Below are 18,992 nucleotides of genomic sequence, written 5' to 3'. Positions count from 1 at the left end.
TTCAGATGTAAAGCCTGAGGCACGGCGCACCCCGAGCTCCCGCGACGAGGGCGCGATGCGATACCGCTGACCAGTTCTATTTACAAACAGATATTTTCCGATACAGTTGTATAGCAACGAAGGGAATGTTGATGCTCGAATCCAAATCGCTCGAGGGCGTACGGGTCCTCACACTTGCCGTGAATCTGCCGGGACCACTCGCCGTCGCCCGCCTGCAGGTGATGGGAGCGGCGGTCACCAAGATCGAACCGCCCGAGGGTGATCCGCTCCGCAGCGCGTCCCCGCAGTGGTATCGCGAACTCACACAGGGCCAGCAGGTTCTCACAGTGGATCTGAAGGATCCGGCGGGGCGCGAACGGCTGGATACCGAGTTGGCCGGCTCCGACCTACTGGTGACCGCCATGCGGCCCTCCGCGCTGCGCCGACTCGGGCTCACCGAACTGCAGTCGGTGCACCCACGGCTCGCGCACGTGGAGATCGTCGGCCACGACGGCGCACTCGAGGACCTGCCCGGTCACGACCTGACCTACCAGGCGGTGAACGGCACACTGCAGCCGCCGCTCATGCCCACCGTTCCCGTCGCCGACCTGCTCGGCGCCGAACGTGCCGTGTCGGCAGCGCTCCTCGCTCTCGGTGCATCGTCGAAACCCCGTCGGGGCGAGAGCTACCGTGTGATCCTCGCGGATGCGGCAGCCGATGCCGGCGCCGCGGTGCGCCACGGCCTGATGGGGCATTCGTCGACACCGCTCGGTGGCGCCGTTCCCGGATACGGCATCTACGCCACCTCCGACGGGCACATCGCCCTCGCGGCGCTCGAACCGCATTTCTGGTCCCGCACCCTCGGCGCCCTGGGCGTCGCGGGGGAACGCGACGAACTCGAGCGCATCTTCGCCACCCGGACCAGCAAGGACTGGGAAGAACTCGCCGAGCGGGTCGACATACCGCTCATCGGAATTCAGAAACCTGGACAAGGAGTACCAGCATGACCGTTCGTGAAGCCGTGATCGTCGGCGCCGTCCGCACCCCGGTCGGGCGGCGAGGCGGCGCGTTGAGCGCCTGGCACCCGGTCGACCTGCTCGGACAGACGCTGCGGGCGCTGGTCGAGCGCACCGGCATCGATCCCGCCCAGATCGACGACGTGATCACCGGTTGTGTTCTGCAGCAGGAACAACAGGCGGGCAACATCGGCCGGCACGCCGTGCTCGCCGCCGGATTTCCGGAGTCGGTGCCCGCGGTGACCGTCGACCGGCAGTGCGGCTCGGGTCAGCAGGCGGTCAGCTTCGCCGCGCAGGGCGTGCTCGCGGGCTCCTACGATCTCGCGATCGCCTGCGGTGTCGAGTCGATGTCGCAGGTGCCGATGCCGGCCGCGATGGTGCCCGGGGCACCGCTCGGACCGCATTACAGCCCGCGCGAACTCGCCCGTTACGGCGGCGCCCTCGTGGCGCAGGGCCCGTCGTCGGAGCTGATGAACGAAAAATTCGACCTGAGCCGGGCTGCCCTGGACGCCTTCAGCGCCCGCAGCCATGGGCGCGCTCTCGCCGCGACCCGGGCGGGGAAGTTCCGCGAGCAGTTGGTACCGATGCGGGTAAATCCCGACGATGCGGCCAGCACGCTCGTCGAGAGTGACGAGGGCATCCGCGAGCACCTCGACCGCGACAAGATGGCATCGTTGAAGACGGTGTTCGCCGCCGACGGGCGCACCACCGCCGCGAACTCGTCGCAGCTCAGTGATGGTGCCGCCGCCCTGCTGATCGCCGACCGCGCGTTCGCCGAACGCCACGGACTGACGCCCAGGGCACGGTTCCGCGCGCTGTCGGTGGCAGGCGCCGATCCGGTCATCCAGTTCACCGCGGTCCTCGACGCCACCCGCAAGGCTCTGGAGTTCTCCGGTCTCGGGGTCGACGACATCGACCTTTTCGAGGTCAACGAGGCCTTCGCCGGAGTCCCGATGATGTTCGCACAGGAATTCGGGGTCCCCGACGACAAGCTCAACGTCAACGGCGGATCGGTCGCCATCGGCCATCCCCTCGGATCAACCGGCGCCCGGATGCTCACCGACCTGCTGTGCGAGCTCGAGCGCTCCGGCGCATCGGTTGGGCTGCAGAGCATCTGCGAGGCGAACGGCACCGCCAACACCACCATCATCGAACGGATCTGAGGAGCAGTGATGACGAGCGCGATCATCCAAGGTCTACCGTCCACGCACGGCGACCACTACCAGTTGAACACCACCACCCTGATCCGGCACTCGGCCCGCACGTACCCCGAACAGCAGATCGTGTTCCGCACCGCGGACGGCGGCTGGGACCGCTACACCTACGCCGACGCCTACCGGCGGGTCCAGCGGGCGGCGAACGTCCTGACGTGGCTCGGGATCGGGCCGGCCGACATGGTCGGCATCCTGGACTGGAACAGTAAGCGGCACTACGAGCTGTACTGGGCGATCCCGGGTATCGCCGCGGCAATGCTGCAGATGAACCTGCGGCTGTCACCCGAAGACCTCGCCTACGTGGTGGGTCACAGTGACGCACGGTTCATCTTCGTCGACGAGTCACTGCTCCCTGTTGCCGAAGCCCTCGCCCCACACGCACCGAACGTCAAGGGCTGGGTGCTGATGTCGGACAAGCCGATGTCGCAGATCAGCACCACGCTCGAGAACGTCCACCACTTCGAGGACCTCATGGCCGACGCGAGCGAGGTGTACGACTGGCCCATGATCGACGAACACGCCACCTACAGTGCGTGTTACACCACCGGAACCACCGGGCGGCCCAAGGGGATCTACTACTCGCACCGCGGCATCTACCTGCACACCATGAGTCAGGCGGCAGCGCTGAGTATGAGCGCGGACGACGCCGTCATGCTCATCACCCCGATGTTCCACGGACAGTCCTGGGGGCTGCCGCAGACCGGAACCTACAGCGCCGCGAAGATCGTGCTTCCCGGCCGGTACATGGCCGAGGACACCTCGGTGCTGGTCGACGAGATGATCGCCGAAGAGGTCACCGTCGCCAACGGCGCGCCGGCGATCTTCGAGCCGATGCTCGACTACATCAGGACCCTGGACGTCAAACCCGATTTCCGGCGGACGAAACTGCTCTCCGGTGCCACCGAGCCGCCACTGTCGATGATGCGCGGTTTCCACGACCTGACCGGCGCCGACATCCTGCACGGCTACGGCGCCACCGAGACCACGCCGTTCGTCACCGCAAACGGTGCGATCAAGCCGTCGCTGCGCACCACGCTGACCGACGAGCAGAAGTGGGATCTCAAACGCTCGCAGGGTCTTCCGGTCAACGGTGTGGACATCCGGATCGTCGACGCCGACGGCAACGACCTGCCGCACGACGGACAGGCGCAGGGTGAGATCCTGCTCCGCGGACCCTGGATCATCGAGCGCTACCACAAACTCGACGACGACGGCGACCGCTTCCAGGACGGGTACTGGCGCAGCGGAGACGTCGGCAAGATCGATGCGCACGGCTACCTGAAACTGACCGACCGCATCAAAGACGTCATCAAGAGCGGCGGCGAATGGATCTCGTCCATCGACATGGAGAACGCGATCACCGCCCACCCGAAAGTCGCCGAAGCCGCCGTGGTCGGCGTCCACCACCCGCGCTGGCAGGAACGCCCCGTGGCGCTGGTCGTCACCACAGACGGCGACGACCTGCCGATCGAGGAGATCCACGCCCTCCTCACGGGGTCGTTCGCCAAGTGGCAGCTGCCGGACACGGTCGTCTTCTGCGACCGACTGCCCCGAACCAGCGTTGGCAAGCTCGACAAGAAGGTGATGCGCGCCGCGCACGCCGACATCTACAAGGACACCCTGTGACTGAAACACCGGCAATTCTCGTCACCACCCGGCAGGGCGGCATCGCCATCCTCGAGATCAACCGCCCCGGCTCGAAGAACAGCATGAGCAACGATCTGCTCGCCGCGATGGCCGCAGAATTGCGCGCCCTCCGGCACGACGACGACATTCGCGCGGTGATCATCACCGGGGCAGGCGGAACGTTCTGCGCCGGAGCCGACATCACCGGCTTCGACACTCTTCGTGACGCCGCGCTGCTCGGCGCGCGGGAGGAGTTCGGGGGCACGTTCTGGTCCGACCTGGCGACCTTCCCCAAACCCGTCATCGCCGCCATCGAGGGGTTGGCGCTGGGCGGCGGGTGCGAACTGGCCCTCGCCTGCGACATCGCCATCGCGGGTGAATCCGCGAAATTCGCAGTGCCCGAGGTCAAGCTGGGAGTGATCCCCGGCGCCGGGGGCACCCAGCGTCTGGTCGGTGCGGTCGGAAAGTCAAAGGCCATGGCGATGTTGCTGTCCGGTGACTTCCGCACCGCAGACCAAGCCTGCGCCGCGGGCCTGATCGCCGAGACGGTCCCGGACGGTGAGGCACGGGCGCACGCCGTTGCTCTCGCACAGCGGATCGCGAAGAATTCCCCGCTGGCGGTGGCGCTGGCCAAGGACGCCGCTCTGCGCGCACTCGAGACGTCACTGAGCCAGGGCCTCGAACACGAAAAACGCAACTTCCACATCGCCGTACGGTCTGCGGATTGTCACGAGGGGCAGTCCGCGTTCCTCGCCAAACGCGCCCCCGCCTTCACCGGAAAGTAGAAGCCCGTCATGTCTGAACTATTTCCCGACTACCGCTCCCCGTGGGAGAACGACGACCAGCAGGTGCTGCGGAAGCACGCCGCCGAGTTCTTCCACAAGGAATGCACACCCCACCAGGAACGGTGGGCCGCGCAACACCAGGTCGACCGTGACTTCTGGAACAAGGCCGGTGCCGCGGGACTGCTGTGCCTCGACCTTCCGGAGGAATTCGGTGGTGGCGGCGGCAACTTCGGCCATGAGGCCGTCGTCCAGCAGGAGTTGACGTTCGCCCACGATTCCGCGTTCGGGTTCGGGGTGCACTCCACGATCGCCGCCCACTACATCTCCGCGTTCGGCACCGACGAGCAGCGGGCGCGGTGGCTGCCGAAACTGGTCACCGGTGAGCTGGTCCTCGCCATCGCGATGACCGAACCCGGCACCGGATCGGATCTACAGTCGGTGCGGACCACCGCCATCCGCAACGGCGAGGACTACGTGATCAACGGGTCGAAGACGTTCATCTCCAATGGCTCGCATTGCGATCTGCTGATCATCGTCGCCAAGACCGACGCCTCCCTCGGAGCGAAGGGCATCTCGCTGCTCGTCGCCGAAACCGAAAGCCTGCCCGGCTTCGAACGCGGTCGCGTCCTGCAGAAGATCGGTCAGCACGGACAGGACACCCGCGAACTGTTCTTCACCGACATGCGTGTCCCCGTCGGCAACCTCCTCGGCGGCGTCGAGGGCCAGGGCTTCTACCAGTTGATGCAGCAACTCCCACGGGAACGGCTGAGCATCGGCATCACCGGCGTCGCCATGGCCGAAGCCGCCGTCACCGAGGCCATCCGCTACGCCAAGGACCGCTCCGTGTTCGGCAAGTCGGTCCTCGACTACCAGAACACCAAATTCGTGCTGGCCGAATGCAAGACGGAGGTCCTGGCCGGCAAGACACTGATCGACCACTGCATCCAACGGGCCATCGACGGCACCCTCGACGCCGCGACCGCATCGATGGCCAAGCTGTGGGGATCGGAGAAGCAGTGCGAGATCGTCGACCGCTGCCTGCAGATCTTCGGCGGCTACGGCTACACGATGGAATACCCGATCGCCCAGATGTACACCGCGGCACGCGTGCAGAAGATCTACGGCGGCACCAACGAGGTCATGAAAGACCTCATCGCCCGCACCCTCTGACTCACCCATCTCGTTCGTCCCCGCATCACTTCACAGGAGTACACCCATGAACATTTCCGGCACCACCGCCCTCGTCACCGGCGGCGCATCCGGCCTCGGTCTGGCCACCGTCACCGCGCTGGCGAAGTCCGGCGCCCGCGTGATCGCGCTCGACCTGCCGTCCGCCGACCCCGCGGATCTCACCGCGCTGGGGGAGTCCGTGCAATTCGTGCCCGCCGACGTCACCGACGACGCCGCGGTCACCGACGCCGTCGCGCTGGCCAATATCGATCGCGGACTGCGGATCGTGGTGAACTGCGCCGGAATCGGCAACGCCATCAAGACCGTCGGCAAGGACGGGCCGTTCCCACTGGACGCGTTCGAGCGCGTCATCAAGGTCAACCTCACCGGAACCTTCAACGTCATCCGCCTCGCCGCCCACGCGATGGCGCAGAACGAGCCTGTCGCAGGTGAACGCGGAGTCATCGTGAACACCGCCTCGGTCGCCGCGTTCGACGGGCAGATCGGGCAGGCCGCCTACTCCGCATCGAAGGGCGGCGTCGTCGGGGCCACCCTGCCCATCGCCCGCGATCTGGCGTCACTGCAGATCCGGGTGAACACCATCGCCCCCGGCCTGTTCAAGACCCCGCTGCTCGCCACCCTCCCGGAGAAGGCGCAGCAGTCCCTCGGCGCCCAGGTCCCGCACCCCAGCCGACTCGGGGATCCCAGCGAATACGCCCAGCTCGTCGAGGCGATCGTCACCAACCCGATGCTCAACGGCGAAACCATCCGCCTCGACGGCGCCATCCGCATGGCACCGCGGTAACGACGCCCGGGCAACGAAGGAGCAGCACGTGTCACAGGCATACATCGTGGACGCGGTTCGGACCCCGGTCGGCCGACGCGGGGGTGGCCTCGCCGGCGCGCACCCGGTCGACCTCGCGGCGCATGTCATCCGAACACTGATCGGGCGCAACGATTTCGACCCAGCCATGGTGGACGATGTGATCCTGGGGTGCCTGGACACCATCGGGGCACAGTCCGGCGACATCGCCAGGATCGCGGCGCTCGGGGCCGGACTGCCGGAGTCGGTGCCCGGGGTCACCGTGGACCGGCAATGCGGGTCCTCCCAGCAGGCGGTGCACTTCGCGGCGCAGGCCGTGATGAGCGGGACCGCGGACATCGTCGTGGCCGGCGGCGTCCAGAACATGAGTCAGATCCCGCTGATGTCGTCCGTCACGGCCGGCGAACCGTACGGTGCCACCGATCCGTACTCGGGTTCGAAGACGTGGACCGCCCGGTACGGCGGCGAAGAGATCTCCCAGTTCCGGGGCGCCGAACTGATCGCCCGGCGATGGAACTTCGACCGCTCCGCGATGGAGGCCTACGCCCTCGAAAGCCACCGCCGGGCCGTGCACGCCCTCGAGCAGGGATACTTCGACGCCGAAATCGAACCCTTCGACGGCGTGGCCGTGGACGAGTGCCCACGCCCGGACACTACGGCGGCGAAGATGGCAGCACTGCCCACCCTGACCCCGCAGGGCCGGCTGACCGCCGCGGTATCCAGCCAGATCAGCGACGGTGCCTCGGGCATGCTCATCGCCTCCGAGTCGGCGGTGAACAGATTCGGCCTGACACCGCGCGCCCGCGTGCACCACATGAGCGTGCTGGGAGCGGATCCGATCATGATGCTCACCGCCCCCATCCCGGCGACCCGCCGGGCCCTGGTCCGATGCGGCCTGTCCATCGACCAGATCGACGCCTACGAGGTCAACGAGGCCTTCGCGCCCGTCGCGATGGCCTGGCTCCACGACATCGGAGCAGATCCCGAACGGCTCAATCCCCACGGCGGCGCGATCGCCCTCGGCCACCCGATCGGAGCGACCGGCACCCGGCTGATGACCACCCTGCTGCACGAACTCGAATGCACCGGCGGGCGGTACGGACTCCAGGCCATGTGTGAGGGCGGCGGCCAGGCGAACGTCACCATCATCGAACGGCTCGGCTGAGGTCCCCCCGGCCGGAACGACAGTGCGGGTGCACCCCGAGGGTGCACCCGCACTGATGTCTGCCGTAATCGCGTGACCGGCGGGCCCGGCCGAGGTCACGAAGCCGGATCGGGATCCTCCATCCCCACCACCAGAACCGGCCGATCCTCCACCGGCGCGTCCGGGCCGGCCAACTGCTCCCACATCGTGTTGATCATCGGCGCGAGAAACAGCTGCCCGAGCTGGCGCACCAGAACTTCGATCACCTGCACGCTGTCGCGTTTCTTCGTCGAGGCGACACCGGAGTCCCGTAACTTCGTGATCTCCGCGTACGTGAGGTCGGTCAGACGCTCGAGGAGACGACCCCTCGGGCCGGCCGGATCGAGTAGTGCGCGCCGAATATAGTTCACGACAGTCGGATTCGCCTCCAGCATCCGGCCGACCGCCTCGTCGCGTGCCGACGCCACCTCCGCCGGCGATCCCGTGCTCGCGGCTCCCGCGATCGCGGTCGCGAAATAGTCGATGACCAACTGCTCGACGGCATCTCGGATACCCGCCTTGGTCTTGAAATGGTGCTGCACCAGCCCCACCGTGACCCCCGCGGCCGCGGCAACCGCCCGCATCGACACCCGATCCTCCCCGTCACGGGAATACAGATCGAGCGCCGCATTACGAATGCGGGCCTTCGCCGTCAGGTCCGCATCGCTGGCACGTGGATCAACCAAGGGCTCCATACCCACCTCTTCTCTTCTCACCGCCACTATACAGATGAACAACAACCAGTACGGCCGAGAGGGAGGCGGGTACCCCGGGTCTTCGTGTTCGATTGGAATCGATCAGCGCGTTCACGCACGGCGTCGAACTGCGGCAAGACGAGCTACGCAATTTGTCGAACGCGTACCCCCATCACTGCCGAACGGGCGGTCCGGGCGGCTGACGGCGGAATGGGCCCGGCCGGTGAGACGCAGTGACCGTTCAGGCCAACGCTGCGGCAACGGCCTCGGCCGCGGCGAATGCGGCGTTGTCCAATTCGTCGTGTGAAGGCTGCGTTCGAACTCGCTCAGCGTGACGGCGCCGCGGGGCTGACGATGCGTCGCCTCGGCGTGGAACTGAAGGTCGATGCGACGATTCCGTACCGGCTGTTCCGCGACAAGGACGAATTGCTGCTGGCGGTCTACGACCACGCGACCCGGCCGAGCGTCGAATGGTCGAGCTTGATCCTCGCGACGTTCGCCCGGTCGGACCTGTCACGCGAAGCCACTGCGATCGACGATCTGGTCGTCGAGTCCGTGCCGGCGGCTGCCGAGCGCGAGAGCGTCGAATCGGCGTAGCGAATCACCACTGTTCGCGCGTTACGCGGCAGCGGTCCGCGACCCTCGCCCCGGGTATCGATCGAGGGGTGGCGCACGTCCCTTTCGTTCACCACCCGTGATCCCAGTCACTTGATTTTAAAGATTATGCATAATAGATTAACGCGACAAGTTGGCCCCGAGAGAGGACTTGACGCGTGGCGAAGAAACGCGAGATATCCGTTCGGCGGGAATCCCCCAAGAGCGTGAAGAAGGTCGGAGCTGCTGTCATCATCGGAACCTCGCTGGAGTGGTTCGACTTCTACCTCTACGCGTCGATGGCGGCGCTCGTCTTCGGCAAGGTGTTCTTCCCGTCGGCGAATTCGTCGGCCAGCACCCTCGCGGCGTTTTCCACGTTCGCGGTCGGATTCCTGGCCCGGCCCTTCGGGGGCATCCTCTTCGGAATCCTGGGTGACCGCATCGGGCGCAAGGCTGTGCTGTCGATCAGCCTGCTGATCATGGGAATCGCGTCCGGGCTCATCGGACTCGTACCGTCGTATGCCGCGATCGGCGTGGCGGCGCCGGCGCTGCTGATCATTCTGCGGATCCTGCAGGGCTTCGGTGCGAGTGCCGAACTGGGCAGCGCAATCACGGTGGCGTACGAGCATGCCGACGAGAAGACCAGGGGCCGGTACGGCGCCTATCCGGTGATGGGCGCCCAGATCGGCCTGCTTGCGGCGTCGCTCGCAGTTGCCGCGGTCACCAGCCTCGACGACGAAGCCCTCTACACGTGGGGATGGCGGGTGCCGTTCATCGCGAGCTTCGCGATCGTGATCGTGGGTTACTGGATTCGCCGCGCGATGCCCGAGTCGGAGGAATTCGAGAAGGTGGCGACCGAGGCGCGGCAACGTAAGGGCTTCCAGGTTCTGCGCGACCTGGTGCGCGGCAACTGGCGGGGCCTGGTCGTGGTCGCGGCCGTGTACGGCGGGTACTCCGCCCTCTCCTACACCTTCAAGACGTTCTCACTGTCCTACCTCACGGAGTTTCAGGGTGTGGCGAAGAATGTCGGCGCCCTCGGGGTGACGTTCGCGAGCATCGCGGCGATCATCGCGTGTCCGCTGATTGGGCGCCTGTCCGACCGTGTGGACACCCGCAAGGTCATGATCGGCGCAGCGATCGGGGTCGCCCTGATGGCCTTCCCGGCGTTCTGGCTGTTCGACACCGGCCGCTCCCCGCTCATCTGGGGTGTCATGGTCGTGACCACGGGTGTCCTGGCGCCGATGATCATGGTGGCGGCGAGCCCGTACATGGCACGGCAATTCCCCACCGAGGTCCGCGCCTCGGGTATCGGCACCGGCCGGGAGGTCAGCGGCGCCGCAGCAGGGGGCCTGGCCCCGATCCTCGCGCTGACGATGGTGACCATGTCGCCCAGCCACTCGACGTGGGGCGTATCGCTACTGATCATCGGGTGCGCGGTTCTGGTGGTCGTCGGCGGGCTGTTCGACCAATCCCGTCGGGTGACACGCGACGCGACCGCGCCGTCGGAGGTCCCGGAGGCGCTGGAGCCGCAGCGCCGCTAGCCCGCCGCGGGTCGTGACGTGGCTCAGCAGGATGCCTAGCATGGTGCGTAGGTCAGCGACTTCATGGGAGTGCAGTATGCGCAACTCGTCTATCCGGCAGGATGCCGTCGCGCTGCACGATGCGATCGCCGACATCACCCACGACGTGAGTGTGCTGCTCGACCGCGACCTGAGCGGTCCGCAGCCGGTCGGCGCACAGTCCCACAGTCAGGCGCTGGGCTGGCTGTGGGACTTGGTGACTGCGGAGATGACGTGTGCGATCGGCCGTCACGACCAGTCGTGCGATGTTCTGACGGCCTTGATGGCGATTCTCGGTCGCATCCGCGAGGCGGAGGCTGCGGTGGCGCAGCTGGGGCTGGCCGACCACGCGGAGAGTCTGGCTACGGTTCAGTCGGCGTTGGCACGGGTCGGCGACGCGCAGACCGTCGACGCGCTGCTGGCCCGCGCTCCCGAGGCGGTGTGCAGCCTCGGCTTCGATCGTGCGCTGCTGTCGACGGTGGACGGGTCGTGGCGGTTGCATTCGATGCACGTCGTCCGCGACCCTCGCTGGGCGGAGGAGATCGTGGCGGTGGGCAGGGAGAATCCGCCCGTTCTCGACCGCATGCTCGTCGAGAACGACACCGTGGTCGGTGCTCGAGCGACGCTCGTCCACGAGGTGCAGGACAACCTTCGCGTCAACCGCCCGCTGGCCGAGATCACCAGATCCTCGTCGTACGGCATTGCGCCGCTGATGGTCGACGGCGACGTCGTCGGCCTGGTGCACGGCGACTGCTATCACCAGCAACGCAAATTCACCAGTGTCGATCAAGCACTGTTGTCGACGTTCGCCGAAGGGATGAGCCAGAACCTGGCGAGAGTCAGTGTGCTCGAGGGGCTTTCGGCGGTGCGTACCCAGCTGGACGGACTCGGACGCTGGACCAAGGCATCCGGCCCCGGGGTAGCAGTAGCGAAGTCCGTCGCGCTCGGTCGCGACGACGACTCCGTCCTCACCCGCCGCGAGGTGCAGATCGTGCGACTCATGGCGGAGGGCGACTCCAACGGCAAGATCGCCCGCAGGCTGGTCATCTCCGAGGGAACCGTCAAGACCCACATCACCCGCATCCTTCGCAAACTCGGCGCAGCCAACCGGGCCGAGGCCGTGTCGATCTGGTTGCGCAATTCCGACGTCACGCGAACTACGACGTAAGGCTGACGTCGGCCGAAGGTCGTACGGATCTACGACCTCCGTCAGATGTTCCCGCATCCTCCGTGCGGAAGAGTGACGTGTAACACAAACGTGGCGCAGATGCACTGCGCATGTCACTGAAGCACACAGCACGGAGGCCGAGATATGACGCAGAGTGAGCGGGCAGCCGACTGGATTGTCGGCATCGATGTCGGTGGCACCTTCACCGACATCATTGCGCTCAACCGCAGGACGGGTGAGACCCGAGACGGCAAGGTGCTGTCGACCCTTCAGCAGGAGGAGGGGGTACTGCTGAGCATCGAGGCGATCGGTGTCGAGGTTCCGGACGTCGCCGAGATCGTGCACGGGCACACGGTGGGCATCAACGCCCTGCTCAGCCGCACCGGCGAGCGCACCGGTCTGATCGCGACGCGCGGTCACCGGGATCTGCTCGACATCGGTCGTATGCACCGCGAATTCGGTGACCGTTTCTACGATCCCACTTGGCTGCGACCGCACCAGGAGCGGCCCATCGTGCAGCGTGAATCGCGATTCGGCGTTCCCGAGCGACTGCGGTACGACGGGTCTGAGTTGTTGCCGTTGGACGAGAACGCCGTTCGCGACGCTGCACGTTCCCTCGCGAGCCAGGGTGCGAAGTCGGTGGCGGTGTGCCTGATGAACTCCTACATCAACCCCGACCACGAGCAGCGGGCGGCGGAGATCGTCGCAGAAGAGTTGCCGGACGCCTATATTCAGACCTCCGCGCTCTACCCGGTGACCAAGGAGCACGAGCGCACCACGACCGTCGCCCTCGACGCGTACGTGGGCCCGGCCGTCGTCGGCTACCTCGACCGACTGATGAGCCAGCTGTCCGAGCGCAATTACGCTGGGACGCTGTGGATCATGATGATGAACGGCGGTGTCGCGACGTTTGCCGACGCCGGCCGGGCCCCGGTGTTCCAGCTGGTCTCCGGTCCGGTCGGTGGTGTGAGCGGCAGCGTCAAGCTCGCCAACGAGAGCAGTTCGCCGAACCTGCTCACCATCGACGTCGGTGGCACGAGCACGGACGTGGCGGCGATCGTGCACGGCAAGACGCCGCTCACCGATCTGTGGACGTTGGAAACCGGTCTCACCCTGACCATGCCGTTGGTCGACGTGGAGAGCGTCGGCTCGGGTGCGGGTAGCCTGATCCGGCCCAGCACGCTCGGCAATGTGGCGGTCGGTCCGGCTTCGGCCGGATCGAATCCCGGTCCGGTGTGTTACCGGCGCGGGGGCGTCGAGCCCACGCTCACCGATGCGTGCGCGGCTCTCGGGGTCCTCCAGCCGGACCTGTTCGCCAACGGTTCCATTCGGCTCGACGTCGACGCATCGCTCGATGCGCTCCGGAAGACCGGGGAGCAGTTCGGCATGTCGGCCCTCGAGCTCGCGTCGGCCGCCTACGAGGTCGCGTGTGAGGACATCGCCGCGAAGGTCCGCACGATCTCGGTCTACCGGGGTCTCGACGTCCGTGAGTTCGCCCTGCAGCCCTCGGGGTCGGCCGGCCCCATGCTCGCCGACCGCGTCGGGCAGATCCTGGGTCTGGACAAGGTGATCGTGCCTCGCAACCCCGGCCAGTTCTCGGCCATGGGGCTGCTCCGCAGCGACCTGATGGTCACCCGGGCACAGTCGATCATGAGCCCGCTCGCACCCGCGAGCGCCGAAGCGATCGAGGCCGCGTTCGTTGGGCTGCAGGACCGCATCCGCCGCGAACTCGACAGCCAGGGCGCCGACGTGGATCGAATCCGCTTCGAGCGGGCCGTTTTCGCGATGTATCGCGGCCAGACGTGGGACAACCGCATGCCCATCCACTCCGGCGCTCTCACTGCCGGCAGTGTGGCCGATCTGGTGCCGCAGTTCCACGACTTCTACCGGGAGTCATACGGTTTCGCGGCCACCGAGATCCCCGTCGTGATCTCGACGGTGGAGGTGACGGCGATCATCCCGCGCGAGCAGCACAAGACCGACCTCACCCCCGACGACGGGGAGGCGTTCCTCCGCACGACGGAGCTCACCTTGCCGGGCACGACCGAGCAGGTCGAGGTGTCCATCTACGTTCGGGAGCGCCTCCAACCCTTCGAGCGGGTGCAGGGCCCCGCCCTCGTCGCCGAGAAGTTCGCGACAACCCTCGTCCTTCCGGGCCGGACGGCCTACGTGGACGGCGACCTGAATCTCATCATCGAGCCCCAGAGCTGAGGAGCAGACCATGACGATCACCACCCCTGACCCCGGCCCCGCGGTCGACGTCGAACTCGACATCCTCCGCTACGGCCTCACTGAGGTCGCCCGGGAGATGCTGGACTCGCTGATGCGCAGCGCCTTCTCCCCGGTCTGCCGCGACATCCTGGACTGCACCAGCGCGATTCACATGCGCACCGACGACGGCTGGGAAACGGTCGCGTTGTGGGAGGGCTGCATGCAGCACGCGTTCACCGCCCCGCACATCGCGAACTTCGTGATGGACGACTGGGACATCGACCGCATGCAGCCCGGTGACGTCATCTTCGTCAACGACCCGTGGCGCGGCACCATCCACCAGTCCGACGTCAACCTGCTCCGGCCCGTATTCGTTGACGGCCGTGTGGAGTTCCTGCTGCACTCGACATCCCACCTCGTCGACCTCGGCGGGGCGATCCCGGGTGGCTTCTCCAACGGCACCCAGACGCACTTCGAGGAGCAGCTGAAGCTGCCGCCGACGTTGCTGTACGCGAACGACGTTCCGGTTCGTCCGCTGTTCAACTTCATCCTGGAGAACAACCGGGTGCCGCAGCTCGTGCTCGGCGACCTGCGGGCCCTGCACGGCTGCCTGGTCGTCGGCGAGCGCCAGTTACAGGATCTGATCGCCCGCGGCGGCCTGGAGAAGGTGCGCGCGGCCGGCCGCTTCGCTATCGAGGCCACCGAGGCCAGCATGCGGCGCGGCATCGCGAGTATTCCGGACGGCGACTACACCGCAGAGGACTTCCTCGACGAGGACGGCGTCACCGACGAACCGATCCCGGTCAACGTGACGGTGAAGGTCCGCGGAGATTCCATGGAGATCGACTTCTCCGGTTCGGGTCGGCAGCCCCTCGGCAACTGTGGCACCGCCTGGTGCGAGGCCTCGCGCTGCATCGAGGCGGTCAAGCTGATGGTCGACCCGTCGACACCGGTCAACAGTGGCACGCTGCGGCCGATCGAGACTCTGCTGCCGTCCGGCAGCGTGGTGCAGGTTCTGCCGCCGTCGAGTTGCTCCAACCACGCCGACATCGGCGCGCGGGGGATCAACGTCGTCACCCAGGCACTGAGCCAGGCGATGGACGAGGCATTCGCCTGTGACACAGGCACTGCCGTCGTCGTCAGCCTCGGCGGCATCGACACCCGCCCGGGCCACGAAGGCACGCCGTGGGGTGCATTCGCGCTCGCCGGTGGCGGCTGGGGCGGCACGTGGAAGGACGACGGTGTCTCCTTCTGCGTGATTCCGATCGGAAACTGCCGGACGTCGGTGCAGGAACACGTCGAGATCGAGAGCCCCCTGGTCATCGTCCAGCACGAGATGGTGATCGACACCGCCGGAGCCGGAGAATTCCGCGGCGGTCTCGGCTCGGTCTACTCGATCTTCGCCGAGTCCGACACGATGGTCACCATCACCGCCGACCGGGTCCGCTGCGGCGCTCCCGGCTCGAACGGAGGTGGCGCCGGCTCGCCGGCCTACGGCTGGTACATCGAGAACTTCGACCTTGCCGAACATGGCGACCCACTCGACCTGCGTGGAGCCGAGCCGCTGTTCGGCATGTTCGACGACCAGGGCAGGCCGGACCCGAACAACGGTGAGTTCGGGCGCGGTGCGCGCTACCGGACCGGCAAGTTCTCCGGACTCGTCCTGAAAGCCGGCGATGCGCTGCGCTTCGTCATCGGCGGTGGCGGCGGCTGGGGTGACCCCCTCGCCCGTATCTCCGGGAAGGTGCTGCAGGACGTCCGCAGCGGACTTGTCAGCCCTGAGTTCGCGGCGGACGCCCACGGGGTCGTGATCGTGAACGGTGACGTCGACGAGGCCGCCACATCGGCACGACGAGCGCAGCTGGCCGCCGACCGCGACCAGGGGCGCTGGAGCGTGCCGGTGGCCACCCCCCGCAACTGGAATCTCTGAGAAAGGCATCCCCATGGCAGTCGACCGGCTCCTGTTCCCCCGTCCCGAGACCGACCGGGTCTACGTCGAACGCACGACCGTCGACGGCGCATGTCCGTCATGCGGCGCAACGAGTCTCGCTCGCTATCCCGTCGCCAACCACCTCGGGCCCCGCATGGTCGTGAAGTGCCAAGAGTGCTTTCACCATGTGTCGGTGACGCGTCCCGAGCCCGAGGACAACTGGCCCGCATGGCGTTCGCCGGCCCGCGACTGGCCGGCATCACGCGTCGGATAGATCGGTACCACAACGTCTGCTCGGAAGGATGATCGGAAATGTCAGGATTGCTCGACGGGAAAGTAGTACTCGTTACCGGCGCGGCGGGAGGCATCGGGCGCGCGACATCCCTGCTGGCCGCGAAGGAAGGCGCCCGGGTCGCGGCGACCGATGTGTCCGAGGAAGGCGTCGCGGCGACGGCGGACCTCGTGCGTGCGGCGGGCGGTGACGCGGTCGCGCTTCCCGCCGACCTCACGGTCGGATCGTCGGTGGATGCGATGGTCGCCGCGGCGGTGGAACACTACGGCCGCCTTGACGGCGCGTTCAACAATGCGGGCGTGAGCGGCGGGCAGATCGGTCAGGGTGGTCGATCCGTCGCGGATTGGGACGAGGAGGCATTCGACCGGGCCATCGCGGTAAACCTCAAGGGCGTGTGGCTCTGTATGCGCGCCCAGTTGAAGCAGATGGTGACGCAGGGTGGGGGCGTCATCGTGAATACCGCATCGCTCGCGGGTCTCACCGGATTCAAAACCACAGCCGGGTATGCGGCGGCGAAACACGGCGTCATCGGCCTGACCAAAACTGCGGCAATCGAATACGCGCCGACCATCCGGATCAACGCGGTGTGCCCGGGTTACACCGACACCGATTTGATGAAGGACGCCAAGCGCCGCAGCGGATCCACCATCATGTCCCGGATTCCCTTCGGCGCACTCGCGCAACCCGACGATATCGCCGAGATGGCGTGCTGGCTCCTGTCCGATCGAGCCGGCTATGCAACCGGCGGCTCGTTCGTCGTCGACGGCGGCTACATGGCGGGATAGCGGCCGAAAGGCTCGTAAAAACATAATATATTGAGTATGGTGTCTTTGCGCGGCCGCGAGGCGGGAGGGGCGCCGTTCACGATCGAGAGACAGAGGTTCATTGTCATGACCGCACCGATTGTCGAGGCCGAGTGCCACATCGACGGCCGCCGGATCGCGGGCGAAGGGGAGGCGATCCGGTCGATCAACCCGACGACCGGTCGGGAACTGGCCGTCACACCGGCGGCGAGCCCCGCGCAGGTCGCCGCAGCGGTGTCCGCTGCCCGGCGGGCGTTCGACGACGGCGAGTGGAGCCGTCTCGGGCCTGGTGAGCGCGGTGCCCTGCTGCACCGGCTGGCGGATCTGCTCGAGCGGGACCGGGAGAAGATCGTCGACCTCGCCGCCACCGAGATCGGCACACCGATCAGCAGCGCCGCGGCCCTGCACGTCGATCTGCCCGTCCGATTCTTCCGGTGGTTCGCCGACGCGGCGGCGCGGGGGCCGCGGGACGGGTACGAGCAGCCCCTTCCGCTGCATCACGACCCGGTGGTCTCGAGCAGCATGCTGGTGCGGGACCCGGCCGGTGTGGTGGCCGCGGTCGTCGCCTACAACGTCCCGGTCATGATGTGCGCGTACAAGCTCGGCCCCGCACTGGCGTCGGGCTGCTCGACCGTCCTGGTGACCTCGCCGCGGGCCGTGTTGCTGACGGCCGCGATCATGCGGTTGATCGAGGAGGCGGGATTTCCGCCGGGCGCGGTCAACCTGGTCTTCGGTTCGCCGAGTGTGACTGCGCAGGTGGTCAGTGCCCCGGAGGTCGACCTGGTGACGTTCACCGGTTCCGCCGCGGTCGGCAGCAAGATCCTCACCTTGGCGGCCCCGACGCTGAAGAAGGTCGTCCTCGAGCTCGGCGGCAAGTCACCCAACATCGTGCTGCCCGGCACCGACATCGAGAAGGCGGTGCCCGCGTCCGCGCTGCGCTTCACCCGCAACAGCGGCCAGGCGTGCGGGGCGACGACACGAACCCTGGTGCCTCAGGCCGATTTCGACGAGTACGTCGAGAGGTCGGGCAAGTTCCTCGGTGGCCTCACGGTCGGCGACCCCCATCACCCCGACACTGTCCTGGGACCGCTGATCACCGGCGAACATCGTGGAAATGTGGAGGGCTTCCTGGCGCGCGCCCGGGAGGCGGGCGCCGAGATTCCTGTCGGTGGGGGCCGGCCGCCCGGCCTCGATGACGGATTCTTTCTCGAACCGACTCTGGTCACCGGTATCTCGAACGACGCGGAGATCGCGCAGGAGGAACTCTTCGCTCCCGTCGGGGTGGTGATGCCCTACACCGACCTGGACGACGCCTTCCGCATGGCCAACGATGTCAAGTACGCGCTCAACGCCAACGTGTGGGGCCCCACCCCCGACGCTCTCGCGTTCGCTCGCCGCCTGCGGTCGGGCACCGTCACCGTCAACGGCGGTGGCGGCATGCGCGGAGACGCCCCGTGGGGTGGACCCGGGCACAGCGGAATCGGCCGCGAGGGCGGAGAGGAGGGATTTCGGGAGTTCTTCGAGGTCAAGCACATTCAGTGGCCTGTATAACCGAAGCCAACGTCACACCCACCATCACAGCAAGAAGAGGAAGAATCTGATGCCGACAATTGTCGAAGAACTCGCGGATTTCGCCGCGGGCGCCGAAGGGCGATCACTCCCGGGTGACGTGGTTGCCGAGTCCAAGCGGATTCTGCTGGACACCCTCGGCTGCGCGGTGGCATCGCTCGGCGACGCGGGTGCGCAACGCGGTGTCGAGTACGGCCAATTCCTCGGTGGTGCGGGCGGTTCGGCGTCGCTGTCGAGCCGTCGGCTGCGGTCCACCCCGCCCGAGGTCGGATCCTTCATGCGTTCGGTGAGCCAGCGGGTGACCGCCGTCAGGCCGAGCGACTGCTCGACGGCGGCACCGTTGAGCAACTGCGCCACGTGCCGCAGATCGGTCAG

At 67.0% G+C, this 18,992-nt stretch carries 15 protein-coding genes and 1 pseudogene; 15 read left to right on the top strand and 1 reads right to left on the bottom strand.

The window, feature by feature from the left end; all coding sequences use genetic code 11:
* The first annotated feature begins 131 nt into the window (after window positions 1-131).
* The 7 genes from AC1DWT_RS19785 to AC1DWT_RS19755 are packed head-to-tail and all read left to right on the top strand — an operon-like array spanning window position 132 to window position 7,778.
* Complete coding sequence (locus AC1DWT_RS19785; RefSeq protein ID WP_206013793.1) at window positions 132-986, top strand: CoA transferase; 855 nt, start codon at window positions 132-134, stop codon at window positions 984-986.
* Window positions 983-2,158 carry a thiolase family protein gene (locus tag AC1DWT_RS19780; protein WP_206013792.1) on the top strand — a complete coding sequence of 392 codons (1,176 nt, stop codon included), beginning with the start codon at window positions 983-985 and terminating at the stop codon, window positions 2,156-2,158. The genes AC1DWT_RS19785 and AC1DWT_RS19780 overlap by 4 nt, the downstream gene beginning before the upstream one ends.
* Before the next feature lie 9 nt (window positions 2,159-2,167).
* Window positions 2,168-3,835: a long-chain-fatty-acid--CoA ligase gene (locus AC1DWT_RS19775; protein ID WP_206013791.1), complete on the top strand. Its 1,668-nt coding sequence runs from the start codon at window positions 2,168-2,170 to the stop codon at window positions 3,833-3,835.
* Complete coding sequence (locus AC1DWT_RS19770; protein ID WP_072944463.1) at window positions 3,832-4,620, top strand: enoyl-CoA hydratase/isomerase family protein; 789 nt, start codon at window positions 3,832-3,834, stop codon at window positions 4,618-4,620. Before AC1DWT_RS19775 ends, AC1DWT_RS19770 begins: the two co-directional genes overlap by 4 nt.
* A gap of 9 nt (window positions 4,621-4,629) precedes the next feature.
* Window positions 4,630-5,790, top strand: a complete 1,161-nt coding sequence (locus AC1DWT_RS19765) for an acyl-CoA dehydrogenase family protein (RefSeq protein ID WP_206013790.1) — start codon at window positions 4,630-4,632, stop codon at window positions 5,788-5,790.
* A 46-nt stretch (window positions 5,791-5,836) separates the two neighbouring features.
* Window positions 5,837-6,595 (top strand): 3-hydroxyacyl-CoA dehydrogenase, encoded by a 759-nt coding sequence (locus AC1DWT_RS19760; RefSeq protein WP_206013789.1) that lies wholly within the window; start codon window positions 5,837-5,839, stop codon window positions 6,593-6,595.
* 28 nt (window positions 6,596-6,623) lie between these two features.
* Window positions 6,624-7,778 (top strand): acetyl-CoA C-acetyltransferase, encoded by a 1,155-nt coding sequence (locus tag AC1DWT_RS19755; RefSeq protein WP_206013788.1) that lies wholly within the window; start codon window positions 6,624-6,626, stop codon window positions 7,776-7,778.
* Window positions 7,779-7,873: 95 nt separating this feature from the next.
* Here AC1DWT_RS19755 and AC1DWT_RS19750 read toward each other — a convergent pair whose 3' ends face one another.
* Window positions 7,874-8,491 (bottom strand): TetR/AcrR family transcriptional regulator, encoded by a 618-nt coding sequence (locus AC1DWT_RS19750; RefSeq protein WP_072944470.1) that lies wholly within the window; start codon window positions 8,489-8,491, stop codon window positions 7,874-7,876.
* A gap of 303 nt (window positions 8,492-8,794) precedes the next feature.
* On the opposite strand from AC1DWT_RS19750, the gene AC1DWT_RS19745 reads away from it, so the two are divergent.
* The 8 genes and pseudogenes from AC1DWT_RS19745 to AC1DWT_RS19710 form a co-directional block, all read left to right on the top strand.
* Complete coding sequence (locus AC1DWT_RS19745; protein WP_241031366.1) at window positions 8,795-9,088, top strand: TetR family transcriptional regulator; 294 nt, start codon at window positions 8,795-8,797, stop codon at window positions 9,086-9,088.
* A 176-nt stretch (window positions 9,089-9,264) separates the two neighbouring features.
* A complete protein-coding gene (locus tag AC1DWT_RS19740) occupies window positions 9,265-10,626 on the top strand; it encodes an MFS transporter (RefSeq protein WP_072944472.1) in 1,362 nt (453 codons plus the stop codon).
* Between the two features lie 76 nt (window positions 10,627-10,702).
* Window positions 10,703-11,812 (top strand): LuxR C-terminal-related transcriptional regulator, encoded by a 1,110-nt coding sequence (locus tag AC1DWT_RS19735; RefSeq protein ID WP_206013787.1) that lies wholly within the window; start codon window positions 10,703-10,705, stop codon window positions 11,810-11,812.
* A gap of 144 nt (window positions 11,813-11,956) precedes the next feature.
* Window positions 11,957-14,023: a hydantoinase/oxoprolinase family protein gene (locus AC1DWT_RS19730; protein ID WP_072944476.1), complete on the top strand. Its 2,067-nt coding sequence runs from the start codon at window positions 11,957-11,959 to the stop codon at window positions 14,021-14,023.
* A gap of 10 nt (window positions 14,024-14,033) precedes the next feature.
* A complete protein-coding gene (locus tag AC1DWT_RS19725) occupies window positions 14,034-15,953 on the top strand; it encodes a hydantoinase B/oxoprolinase family protein (protein WP_206013786.1) in 1,920 nt (639 codons plus the stop codon).
* Between the two features lie 312 nt (window positions 15,954-16,265).
* Window positions 16,266-17,030, top strand: coding sequence for an SDR family NAD(P)-dependent oxidoreductase (locus tag AC1DWT_RS19720; protein ID WP_206013785.1), 765 nt, complete (start codon window positions 16,266-16,268; stop codon window positions 17,028-17,030).
* A gap of 105 nt (window positions 17,031-17,135) precedes the next feature.
* A complete protein-coding gene (locus AC1DWT_RS19715) occupies window positions 17,136-18,599 on the top strand; it encodes an aldehyde dehydrogenase family protein (protein ID WP_206013784.1) in 1,464 nt (487 codons plus the stop codon).
* Between the two features lie 49 nt (window positions 18,600-18,648).
* Window positions 18,649-18,849, top strand: a pseudogene (locus AC1DWT_RS19710) (MmgE/PrpD family protein); the annotation flags it as partial.
* Between the last annotated feature and the right edge of the window lie 143 nt (window positions 18,850-18,992).

It is taken from the genome of Rhodococcus sp. P4_B6, assembly GCF_056402215.1.
This window is presented reverse-complemented; position numbering and strand designations above follow the sequence as displayed.